The sequence below is a fragment of the Streptomyces sp. KR55 genome, assembly GCF_052245645.1.
Taxonomy (GTDB): Bacteria; Actinomycetota; Actinomycetes; order Streptomycetales; family Streptomycetaceae; genus Streptomyces; species Streptomyces flavusporus.
In genome coordinates, this window is the sequence record NZ_JBQQCE010000349.1 from 1 (window position 1) to 10,674 (window position 10,674).

8 protein-coding genes and 1 pseudogene are annotated in these 10,674 nt (G+C 70.8%); 2 read left to right on the top strand and 7 right to left on the bottom strand.

All coding sequences use genetic code 11. The annotated features are described in order from the left end of the window. Together ACTWQJ_RS36795 and ACTWQJ_RS36800 are read right to left on the bottom strand one after the other, a co-directional pair. A partial coding sequence (locus ACTWQJ_RS36795) for a response regulator transcription factor (RefSeq protein ID WP_443310799.1) occupies positions 1-569 on the bottom strand: 569 nt, incomplete at its 3' end. 260 nt (positions 570-829) lie between these two features. Continuing rightward, positions 830-1,498 carry a DUF3000 domain-containing protein gene (locus tag ACTWQJ_RS36800; RefSeq protein WP_443310800.1) on the bottom strand — a complete coding sequence of 223 codons (669 nt, stop codon included), beginning with the start codon at positions 1,496-1,498 and terminating at the stop codon, positions 830-832. Positions 1,499-1,790: 292 nt separating this feature from the next. Between ACTWQJ_RS36800 and hemE the strand changes: the two genes are divergently transcribed. Next, the gene (gene hemE / locus ACTWQJ_RS36805; protein ID WP_443310801.1) at positions 1,791-2,858 is read left to right on the top strand and encodes a uroporphyrinogen decarboxylase; all 1,068 of its coding nucleotides are present in this window, start codon (positions 1,791-1,793) and stop codon (positions 2,856-2,858) included. A 1-nt stretch (position 2,859) separates the two neighbouring features. Here hemE and ACTWQJ_RS36810 read toward each other — a convergent pair. From ACTWQJ_RS36810 to ACTWQJ_RS36830, 5 genes and pseudogenes are all read right to left on the bottom strand, one after another. Beyond that, positions 2,860-2,964: pseudogene (locus tag ACTWQJ_RS36810) on the bottom strand (rhomboid family intramembrane serine protease); the annotation flags it as partial. A 173-nt stretch (positions 2,965-3,137) separates the two neighbouring features. After that, positions 3,138-4,166 carry a beta-ketoacyl-ACP synthase III gene (locus ACTWQJ_RS36815; RefSeq protein WP_443310802.1) on the bottom strand — a complete coding sequence of 343 codons (1,029 nt, stop codon included), beginning with the start codon at positions 4,164-4,166 and terminating at the stop codon, positions 3,138-3,140. A 24-nt stretch (positions 4,167-4,190) separates the two neighbouring features. Then, the gene (locus ACTWQJ_RS36820; protein ID WP_443310803.1) at positions 4,191-5,951 is read right to left on the bottom strand and encodes an acyl-CoA dehydrogenase family protein; all 1,761 of its coding nucleotides are present in this window, start codon (positions 5,949-5,951) and stop codon (positions 4,191-4,193) included. A 79-nt stretch (positions 5,952-6,030) separates the two neighbouring features. After that, complete coding sequence (locus ACTWQJ_RS36825; protein ID WP_443310804.1) at positions 6,031-7,248, bottom strand: beta-ketoacyl-[acyl-carrier-protein] synthase family protein; 1,218 nt, start codon at positions 7,246-7,248, stop codon at positions 6,031-6,033. Beyond that, the gene (locus tag ACTWQJ_RS36830) at positions 7,245-7,490 is read right to left on the bottom strand and encodes an acyl carrier protein (protein WP_443310805.1); all 246 of its coding nucleotides are present in this window, start codon (positions 7,488-7,490) and stop codon (positions 7,245-7,247) included. The genes ACTWQJ_RS36825 and ACTWQJ_RS36830 overlap by 4 nt, the downstream gene beginning before the upstream one ends. A gap of 488 nt (positions 7,491-7,978) precedes the next feature. On the opposite strand from ACTWQJ_RS36830, the gene ACTWQJ_RS36835 reads away from it, so the two are divergent. Then, positions 7,979-10,674: non-ribosomal peptide synthetase (locus ACTWQJ_RS36835; RefSeq protein WP_443310806.1), on the top strand; the 2,696-nt coding region annotated here is incomplete at its 3' end.

The following is a 10,674-nucleotide window of genomic DNA, read 5'->3' on the forward strand; positions in this document are numbered from 1 at the left end:
ACGGTCAGGGCGGACAGGCCCATCGAGACGCCGATCGCCTTGTTCGACTGGCCTTCGGCGACCAGCCGCAGCACCTCCACCTCGCGGCCGGACAGCTCGCGGTAGCCACCCGGGTGACTCGGGGCACCCGGGGGGCGGCGGTGCAGACGGGCGGCGGCCGCGCCGATGGGAGCGGAACCCGGTCGGGTGGGGAGCCCGACGTTGGTGCGGGTGCCGGTGACGACGTAGCCCTTCACACCGCCCGCGAGGGCGTTGCGCACCGCGCCGATGTCGTCGGCGGCGGACAGGGCGAGTCCGTTGGGCCAGCCGGCGGCACGGGTCTCCGACAGGAGCGTGAGGCCGGAGCCGTCGGGCAGATGGACGTCGGCGACGCAGATGTCGCGGGGGTTGCCGATGCGGGGACGAGCCTCTGCGATGGACGAGGCCTCGATCACATCGCGCACACCGAGCGCCCACAGATGGCGGGTGACGGTGGAGCGGACGCGCGGGTCGGCCACGACCACCATGGCGGTCGGCTTGTTCGGGCGGTAGGCGACCAGGCTTGCGGGCTGCTCGAGGAGAACGGACACCAGGCCTCCTGGGGTGCGGGACGGGGCGGCTCGTAGGGGGTGAAGCCGGGACGAACCGTGCTTTCAAGGTCACAGACGTCTTCGGCACCAAACCCGTCTGCCTTTAGAAAATGATCGCGATCCGGTGAGTAACAATTCGTGCAATTCGGACACGCGGTCGATCATTCGAAGATCGAACGGCTTCGGTTCGCGTCGTGGTACGGCCGAAAGTGGTCGTATCGACAAAGAGATCGGCCTGAAACGGCCCAGCCGGGTGACGCTCAGCGCGACTGCGGGCCGCGCCGCTGGGGCAGCGTCACCACCGAGGCGTCACCCGGACCGGCCGGCGGCAGGCCCGCGACCTGCGCGAGCAGATCGCACCAGGACGCCAGATGCGCCGCCGTGTCCGGCGCCCCGCCCAGGCCCTCCCGCGGTGTCCACGAGGCACGGATCTCGATCTGCGAGGCGGACGGGCGCGCGGACAGCCCGCCGAAGTAATGGGAGCTCGCGCGCGTGACCGTACCGCTCGCCTCCCCGTACGTCAGACCGCGCGCCTGCAACGCCCCCGTCAGCCAGGTCCAGCACACCTCCGGCAGCAGCGGGTCGGCGGCCATCTCCGGCTCCAGCTCCGCCCGCACCAGCGTCACCAACCGGAAGGTGCCCCGCCAGGCGTCGTGCCCGGCGGGGTCGTGCAGCAGCACCAGCCGGCCGTCGGCCAGGTCCTGGTCGCCGTCGACGACGGTGGCCTCCAGGGCGTACGAATGTGGGGCCAGCCGCTGCGGCGCGCGGGTCGGCTCGACCTCGATCTGCGGCCGCAGCCGCGCGGACCGCAGTGCGTCCACGGCGGCCCGGAAGGGCAGCGGAGCCGTCTCGCCCGAATGCAGGTCCTCCTCCTTCGGGTCGTCCGTTCCGCCAGCGTCGTCCGACAATCGTCCCTGAGCCGCAGCCATGCGGTGCAGATTAAGCGGAACGGGGGCTGAGTGCAGGGTGACACCCCGCCCCGCCTGTTGGTGCTGGCCTCGCTGGGGGCTGCCGCCCCCAGGCCCCCGCCTGGTCGTGGGTGGTTCCAGTCGCACGGCGGGTGCGGGTTGTGTGTGGCCGGTCGCGCCCACGGTGGGGGTCCCCCCCGCTCGAGCGAAGCCGAGAGTGGGGGAGGAGCCGCATGTCGATACAGCCCCGCGCCCCTTGAGGTCGGCTGCCCCCCCGCCCCCGTTGTCGGTGCGGCGTGCGAGACTTTTCGTCGTGAGTGCGAACGGAAGCCCCACGGGCAAGCAGCCGACAGCGACGTATGACTCCGCCTTTCTGAAGGCGTGCAGGCGTGAGGCCGTGCCGCACACGCCTGTGTGGTTCATGCGGCAGGCCGGGCGCTCGCTGCCCGAGTACCGCAAGGTGCGCGAGGGCATCCCGATGCTCGAGTCCTGCATGCGGCCCGAGCTGGTCACCGAGATCACGCTGCAGCCGGTGCGGCGGCACAACGTGGACGCGGCGATCTACTTCAGCGACATCGTCGTCCCGCTCAAGGCCATCGGCGTCGACCTCGACATCAAGCCCGGCGTCGGCCCGGTCGTCGAGCGCCCGATCCGTTCCCGCGCCGACCTCGCCCAGCTGCGCGATCTGACCCCCGAGGACGTGTCCTACGTCACGGAGGCGATCGGCATGCTGACCGCCGAGCTCGGTCAGACGCCCCTCATCGGCTTCGCGGGCGCCCCGTTCACCCTGGCGAGCTACCTCGTGGAGGGCGGCCCGTCCCGCACGTACGAGAACGCCAAGGCGATGATGTACGGCGACCCCGAGCTCTGGGCCGACCTGCTCGACCGCCTCGCGGACATCACCGCCGCATTCCTCAAGGTGCAGATCGAGGCGGGCGCGAGCGCGGTCCAGCTCTTCGACTCCTGGGCCGGCGCTCTCGCCCCTGCCGACTACCGGCGCTCCGTCCTGCCCGCCTCGGCGAAGGTCTTCCGCGCGGTCGAGGCGTACGGCGTCCCGCGCATCCACTTCGGCGTCGGCACCGGCGAGCTGCTGGGCCTGATGGGCGAGGCCGGTGCAGACGTCGTCGGCGTCGACTGGCGGGTCCCGCTGGACGAGGCCGCCCGCCGGGTCGGTCCCGGCAAGGCGCTCCAGGGCAACCTCGACCCGACGGTGCTGTTCGCCCCGCAGGAGGCCGTCGAGGCCAAGACCCGCGAGGTCCTGGACGCGGCGGCGCAGCTGGAGGGACATGTCTTCAACCTCGGCCACGGCGTCATGCCGTCCACGAACCCGGACGCGCTGACCCGTCTCGTGGAGTACGTCCACACGCGGACGGCCCGCTGACTCACCACGCCTGCCGGGGCCGTGCCCGCCTGCCGAACAGCAGGCCGCGCGGTTCCGGCGGCGGTGGCGTGCCCGGCTTCAGCGGCCGGGCGAGCAGCATGCCGGCCTCGCGGGCCTGGTGGTGGCGGAGCCGCCGACTCCGGCGGCCGGTCGGCCCGAGGTCGTGTGCGCGCACCGTTCTTCGCCGAGGGCACTACGGCCGAAACCGCGTGAAGTCCTCCCCGCCGTACGGGGATTCACAGCCTGGTAACGCAGGCCGCAAAAAGCCGTACCGACAGATCAGAGCGTCTGAGGCGCCGGTTCGTAGGCGGCCACCGGCTGCACATCCGGCCAGGTCATGGCGGCCGAGCCCCAGGTCAGGCCGCCGCCGAAGGCGGTCAGCAGCACCCGGTCGCCGACCGTCAGGTCGCCGCGGGAGGCCGCCCAGGACAGGGCGAGGGGGATGGACGCCGCGGCGGTGTTGCCCACCTCGCCCAGGTGGCACACGACCCGTTCCCGGGGCAGCCCGAGGCGCTTGGCCACGGCGCGCAGAATCCGCGCGTTGGCCTGGTGCCCGACGAAGGCGTCGACGTCCTCCGGCTCCCAGCCCGTCGCCTCGGCCACTTCCCGGGCGGACCGGGTCATCGTCGCCACCGCGCGGGTGTACACCTCCTTTCCCTCCATACGGAAGTAGGAGGAGAGGCCGTGCGGACCGCGGCGTGGCGCCCGTGAGCCCCCGCCGGGGACGGTGATCAGTGCCGCCTGTGTGCCGTCACTGCCCAGGCGGGTGTGGAGCACCGCACCCGGCGTACCGGTCCGGCCCCGTTCCAGCACCACGGCCGCCGCACCGTCGCCGAAGAGCACCGCGGTGTTGCGGTCCGTGGGGTCGACGATCGTCGAGTACGTTTCGGCACCGATGAGCAGCACCGTCTCGTAGAGTCCCGACCGGATCAGCGCGGACGCCGTCTCGAGCCCGTAGACGAAGCCCGAGCACACCGCCGCCAGGTCGAAGGCGGGTACTTCGGCGCAGCCCAGGCGGGCTGCGATCTGCGGAGCGGTGGCCGGGCAGGGCTGGTCCGGGGTGGTCGTGGCCAGCAGCACCAGGTCGCAGGTGCGCCGGCCGGCCGACTCCAGAGCGGCGGCGCCGGCGGCCGTGGCCAGGTCACCGGTGCTGACCCCCGGTTTCACCACATGACGTCGGGTGATGCCGGTGCGGCTGTGGATCCACTCGTGCGAGGTGTCCAGCACCCGGGACAGGTCGTCGTTGGACACCACGTCCGGGGGCAGACAGCTCCCGATGCCGGTTACCACCGCTCGGGCATCGTCCATGGTGGGGGTCCTTCCGGATCGGTGTCAGGCGGAAGTCGCGACCACGGCGGCCACGCCCTCGCCGCCCTGTGCGCCAGGTGGGGTGGCGGCCCGCCGCACGTGACGGTCGGCGAAGTCGTCGTATGCGATGGGGGCGCGCACCAGCGCTTCGGGTACGTCGAGCAGGGCGAGCAGCTCCTCGGCGCGCAGTTCCGCGGCGCCTTCCTCCGCGCGCAGCCGATCGGCTCGCAGCAGATCGTCCTGGGTCAGCACACCTGCCCGCAGCCCGGTCATGCCGTGTTCGAGCAGACAGCCGGCGGCGTAGTGCCGCAGCAGTCCCCGCCCGGCCGGGTGGGGCGCGTGACCGGACCAGTGGCCGAGCGCCAGCGTCTGGTAGACGGCCCGCGACCAGGCGGTGCTGGCTGCACCCGGCCCCTCGCGGTCCACCTCGGCCAGCAGGACGTCGCTGAGGCGGCGCATCGCAGTGACGAGAGCACGGGTGTCCGGATCGGTGCCGCCGTCGACGGTGTCACGGACCGCGTCGTCGAGGAGGCCGGCCAGTTCCTCACGTTCGCGCAGTGCGAAGCGCGAGGCCTGGTAGCCCAGGACGGTGTTGTCACCGCCGAAGGTCACGGCGATCTCGAAGTCGTGCTGCAGCGGCGAGATCTGGTTCAGGTGGTGGTAGCCCAGTCCGCCGCAGAGTTCCCTGGTGTCGGCGAGCGTGAGCCGGGCGTCTCCCGTGCTGCCGGTCTTGGCACAGGAGATCAACGCGTGCAGCAGCCGGTCCTCGGCGGGGTGCCGGGCGCCGACGCGCTGGACCGCCTGCGCGACCAGGCCTTCCAGCGCGTGGTGGGCGGCCAGGGCACGGCCTGCCGCGGTCCGCAGTCGCATGCGGTAGTGCGCATGGCCGAGCAGCGGAGAGCCGAACGTGCGCTTGACGGCCGCGAAGCGGGTGGTGATGGCGCACGCCAGGCGCTGCGCCATGGCCGCGCCCATGCTGGGGAACAGCCGTTCATGGGTGAAGGTGGCCAGGCACTCGTCGAACCGGCGGTACCGTCGCACGGGGGAGTGGTACACGCCCTGCTCGTCGATCCGTGCCCAGCGGCTCATCAGGGCGGACCGGGGCAGCACACACTGGTCGAACCGGATGATGCCGGTCTGGTTGGCCTCGACGCCGCCCTTCGGCTCGGCGCCGTGGACCGAGACTCCCTGGGCCAGGCGGCCCTCCGTGCGCAGCGGAACACGCAGCCAGTGGTGACCCTCGTCCCGGTCGCCGACCCGCAGCCGGCACAGCACCATGGCCACGTCTCCGGTGTAGAGGCTGTTGCCGATCCACACCTTGCTGTCCGCCGGATCCGGCGTGTGGAGGACCAGCGAGCGGTCGGCGTGCCGGTAGGTCGCCGTCGTCCCGATCCGGGTCAGGTCGGAGCCGGCGTGCAACTCCGAGGAGGCGAAGCAGTAGACCCGCTCCATAGTGTCGATCTCCGGCGCGAAGCGTTCCAGTTGCGTCGGGTCCGCGTGGCTGAGACAGGCGTCCCCGGCGATCTGGTGGGAGACCAGCACATTGAGCAGGGAGGCGTCGTAGGCCCCGATCCAGCCCATCGTGCGCAGGAAGTCGGGAAACTCCGACGGCTCGCCCCGGCCCAGCCACATCGAGTTCGCGGTGATGCCGGCCCGGTTGATGCGCAGGGCCCGGCGCAGCGTTGTGACGCTGTAGTCGTACAGGCTCTGCCCCTCGGGCCGGATCTCGGCGAATTCAGGGTCGGCCAGCAGCGTGGTCAGCGTGGCCACGCGCTCGTTGGTCATGAATAAGTCCCCGTTGATCAGCGGCATCCGCTGCCGTCTTCCACTTGCGAGCCCTGCGGCCCTGATGTGCGCACCGTCGTCAGCGCCCCAGGATGAGGGCGCAGTTGTGGCCCCCGAAGCCGAAGGAGTTGCTGAGGACGTACGAGGGCTGCTCTTCACGCGGTTCTCCCAGGACCACGTCGAGACCGGCCAGTTCCGGATCGACCGCCGTGGTGTGGGCCACCGCCGGAACCACTCCGTCGCGCAGGGTGCACAGCGCCAGTACGGCCTCGATCGCGCCCGCTGCGCCGAGGGTGTGTCCGAGGACGCCCTTGGCCGCGGTGACGGAGGGACGGTGCGGGAAGAGCCGCCTCACCAGGTCACCCTCGATACGGTCGTTCACCGGGGTCGAGGTGCCGTGGGCATTGACGTGGTCGATCGCCTCGCCCTCCAGACCGGCGTCCCGCAGGGCCTGTCGTACGGCGGCCTCCGCCTGGAAACCGTCGGCGCGGGGAGCGACCAGGTGATGGGCGTCCGTGGTGCAGCCGTAGCCGAGGACGCGGCCCAGTTCCTCGGCCCGGCGGTGCGCCGCGGTCTCGAGCCGCTCCAGTACGACGGCGCCGGCGCCCTCGGAGATGACGAACCCGTCCCGGTCAGCCGCGAACGGACGCGAGGCGGTCGGGTCGTCCCGCATGGACAGCGCACCCATCCGGGCGAAACCGCTGACGGTCACGGGTACGACGCCGGCTTCCGTGCCACAGGCGATCACCACGTCGCAGGATCCGCCGCGCAGCAGATCGCGCGCGACGCCGATGGCGACCGCGCCGGAGGCACACGCGGAGACGACAGTGTGGGACGGGCCGGTGATGCCGTACCTCAGGGCGACCGCGCCCGCCGCCATGTTGGGCAGGGCGCGGGGATGCAGGTACGGCGAGACGGCCTCGGCACCCCGTGTCGCGAAGCGGTCCTGCGCCTGGACGAGCGTGCCGACGCCGCCGATCCCGGTACCGATGACCAGGCCGACCCGGCTGCCCTCCCATGTGTTCGGGTCGAGCCCGGACTGCCGGATCGCCTCGCCCACCGCGACCAGTGCATAGCGGATGAAGGGATCCGTGTTCGCCGTTCCCCTCCCCGACAGAACTTCGGACCCGAAATCCGGAACACGCAGGCAATAAGGGGCGCCGGTACCTTCCAGCGCCTTGTCCTTGAGCGCCAGCGTGGGGGCCTTCAGAACCGACTGCCAGGTTTCGGCCACACCGATCCCGGCAGGGGTGACCAGTCCGGCCCCCGTGACCGCGGCGGGAAAAGCAGCTGTCATGACGAGCCCAGTCTGGCACCCACGAGTTCCACCAGTTCCCCGAAGGTCTTCTCCTTCAGAGCGCTTTCCTCGTCGGCCAGGTCGACATTGAACTCCTCTTTGACCCGAGTGATGAACTCGACGACGGCGAGAGAGTCCAATTCCAGTGTGTCGAGGCGCACATCGGAAGCAATGTGCTCGGCATCCACCTCAAGGTCGTCGACCAGTATGCCGTGGATCGTCGACTGCAGATCGTTACTCACTCGGAACACCCCTAAAAAGCCGACAGGAAGAGGAGCCTGCGACCGCGGCAACGATTGCATGCTTGCTGTGCAGGGCTACTGCACTCCCCCCGTATGTGATGGACAACACCCTGTTCCGCACCCGAATGGGCCGTGCCCATGGGTAAGGCAAAACAGTTGCTCCAGCACCCGCCACGCCCCTTAACCGGATGGCGTCCGAGGTCTATCCCGCTCAACGCGGGCGCACGGCATGGCGGTCGGTGGCCGGAGCCTGGGCACGATTCTGTACTGTGACGGTCCAGCTGGTCAACGCCCCTCTTACGATGGTCCGTTGAGGTGAGCGTGCTAGAGTCGCTTGACGCCCCGTCAGCGCCGCGAGCCACCCGACCGTTAATTCGTGGCGTCGGCAACGAGGGCATTGTTATCTTGCAAGTTGACGCGAGACCTCGAGAGCCCAGCGCGTCGGGGGACACGTAACAGGGGGATTTAGGGAGCTTCCCCCTGCACACATGGGGGAGCGCAGGATGTTCACCGGGTCGCCGTCTGCCCGCAATCCGCTGTCGGCAGCGCAGCAGCGTGTTTGGTTCGCTCAGAAGCTGATTCCGGACAGCCCTCTGTACAACATCAGCGGTTTCGTGGAGATTCACGGACCGCTGGACGTGCCGCGATTCGAGCGCGCGCTCCGGCGGGCCGTGGACGAAGCCCAAGCCCTCCATGTGCGATTCGGTGAGACCGACGGTGTTCCGTGGCAGTCCGTCGCGGCTCCCGGCGACTGGCCCCTGGTGATCCGAAATCTGGCGTCCCGGGAAGGCGGACGGGCCGCAGCGCTCGCCGCGATGCAGGACGACCTGGTTCATCCCTTCGACCTGGTCGACGGCCCCCTGTTCGTTCATATGCTGTTCCAGGTCGCTCCGAATCACTTCCTCTGGTACATGAGGGTGCATCACATCGCCTGTGATGCTTTCGGATTCAACTTGATTGTCCAGCGGGTGGCGGACTGCTACTCGGCTCTGGCGGAGGGCCGGCAGGCCCCGCCCACCCCGTTCTCCCCGCTCGTCGAATTCCTCGCCGAGGACGCCAAGTACGCCGATTCCGCGCGTAGCAGCAAGGACCACGACTACTGGCTCGAGCGCTTCGGCGACGCCCCCGAACTGCTGAGCCTGCCCGACCGGCCCACCGGCCTGTGGTCCGAGGCGCACCGCCACACCGCACAGCTGGACCCGGACCTCTTCGGCGCGGTCAAGCGGCTGGCGCAGGAGGCCGGGACGACCTGGCAGGTCACGCTGACCGCCGCTGCCGCCACGTATCTGAGCCGCTTCTCCGGCACCGACGACCTGGTGCTCGGCTTCCCCGTCACCGGTCGCCTCACTCCGGTCACCCAGGCCACGCCCGGCATGGCCTCCAACGTGCTTCCGCTGCGCCTGCGGCTGCACCCGCGCATGCCCTTCACGGAACTCCAGCGGTACGTGGGCCGGGAGATGCGCGCCCTGTTGCGGCACCAGCGGTACCGGGGTGAGGACCTGCGCAAGGATCTCGGGCTCGGCGGCCTGACCCGCCGTATGTTCGGCCCCGCCGTGAACTTCCTCCCGCTGCCGCAAGACCTGCGGTTCGGCCCGTGTACGGCCGAGGCCCGCGGGGTGCCCAGTGGCCCGGTCGACGATCTCGTGATCGCCTTCGAGGGCGGCTCCGACGACAGCGGCGTCCGGGTGCTGCTGGCGGGCAACTCCGCCGCGTACGACGCCGGGACCGTCACCGGCCACGGTCGGCGGTTCCCCGCCTTCCTGCGTACGCTCCTCGCCGAACCCGCCCGCCCGGTCGGACTCACCGAAGTGCTCCAGCCGGACGAACGGCACCGCGTCCTGACCGAGCGGAACAGCGGCGCCACCGACCTCGCCGCAGGCACCCTCCCCCAGTGGTTCGAGGAGCAGGTCCGGCGTACACCCGACGCGATCGCCGTCACACACGGGGACACCCACCTGACGTACCGGGAGCTGAACCGGTGGGCGAACCGGCTGGCCCACCGGCTCATCGCGCGGGGCGCCGGCCCCGAGCGGCTGGTCGGACTGGTGCTGCCGCGCTCGGCCGAGCTGGTGGTGGCGGTCCTGGCGGTACTGAAGACGGGCGCGGGCTATCTGCCGATCGACCCGCAGACGCCGGCTGCCCGGGTCGCCGCGGTGCTCTCCGAAGCCGAACCCGTGCTCGTCCTGGACACGGTCGAGGCCGTGCGGGACGTCGAGGGAGCAGCTCTCACCGATTCGTCCGACGCCGATCCGTCCGACGCCGACCGGCTCGGCGCACTGCACCCGGAACACCCCGCCTATGTGATCTTCACGTCCGGTTCGACGGGCAAGCCCAAGGGCGTCGTCGTCTCGCACCGCAACGTCACCCGGCTCTTCTCCGCCACTGCCGAATCGTTCCGCTTCCGGGAGAGCGACGTGTGGACGTTGTTCCACTCGTACGCGTTCGACTTCTCGGTGTGGGAACTGTGGGGCGCACTGCTGCACGGCGGCCGGCTGGTGGTCGTCGAGCACGCGATCTCCCGCTCGCCCGACGCGTTCCTGACCCTGCTCGCCGAGGAGGGTGTCACCGTCCTCAACCAGACGCCCTCGGCCTTCTACCAGCTGATCCAGTCCGAGCGGCAGCGCCCGGGAACCCGGCTGGCCCTGCGCCATGTGATCTTCGGCGGCGAGGCGCTGGCCCCCGGCAGGCTCGACGCCTGGTACGAGCGGCACCCCGACGACCGGCCGACGCTCGTGAACATGTACGACATCACCGAGACCACCGTGCATGTCACCCATCATGCGCTCAGCCGCGAGGACGCCGCCGACACCGGCAGCACCGTCGGCACCCCCCTCGCGGACCTGCGGGCCTACGTGCTCGACGCCGCTCTGCGTCCGGTGCCGCCCGGAGTCACCGGCGAGCTTTACGTGGCCGGCGCCGGACTGTCCCGCGGCTATCTGAACCGGCCCGGGCTGACCGCCGACCGGTTCGTCGCCTGCCCTTTCGGACCCCCCGGCGCCCGGATGTACCGGACCGGCGACCTGGCCCGGTGGACACCCGACGGCGCACTCGCCTACGAAGGCCGGATCGACCACCAGGTCAAGATCCGCGGCTTCCGTATCGAACTCGGCGAGATCGAGGCGGTGCTCTCCCGCCATCCGCAGGTCGCCCAGGCCGCCGTCGTCGTCCGCGAGGACCGGCCCGG

Bases quoted from the DNA above. Each gene is read 5' to 3' on its own strand.
- ACTWQJ_RS36815 (WP_443310802.1), bottom strand. From the start codon at position 4,166: ATGGACGATGCCCGAGCGGTGGTAACCGGCATCGGGAGCTGTCTGCCC.
- ACTWQJ_RS36825 (WP_443310804.1), bottom strand. From the start codon at position 7,248: ATGACAGCTGCTTTTCCCGCCGCGGTCACGGGGGCCGGACTGGTCACC.
- ACTWQJ_RS36820 (WP_443310803.1), bottom strand. From the start codon at position 5,951: ATGACCAACGAGCGCGTGGCCACGCTGACCACGCTGCTGGCCGACCCT.
- ACTWQJ_RS36800 (WP_443310800.1), bottom strand. From the start codon at position 1,498: ATGGCTGCGGCTCAGGGACGATTGTCGGACGACGCTGGCGGAACGGAC.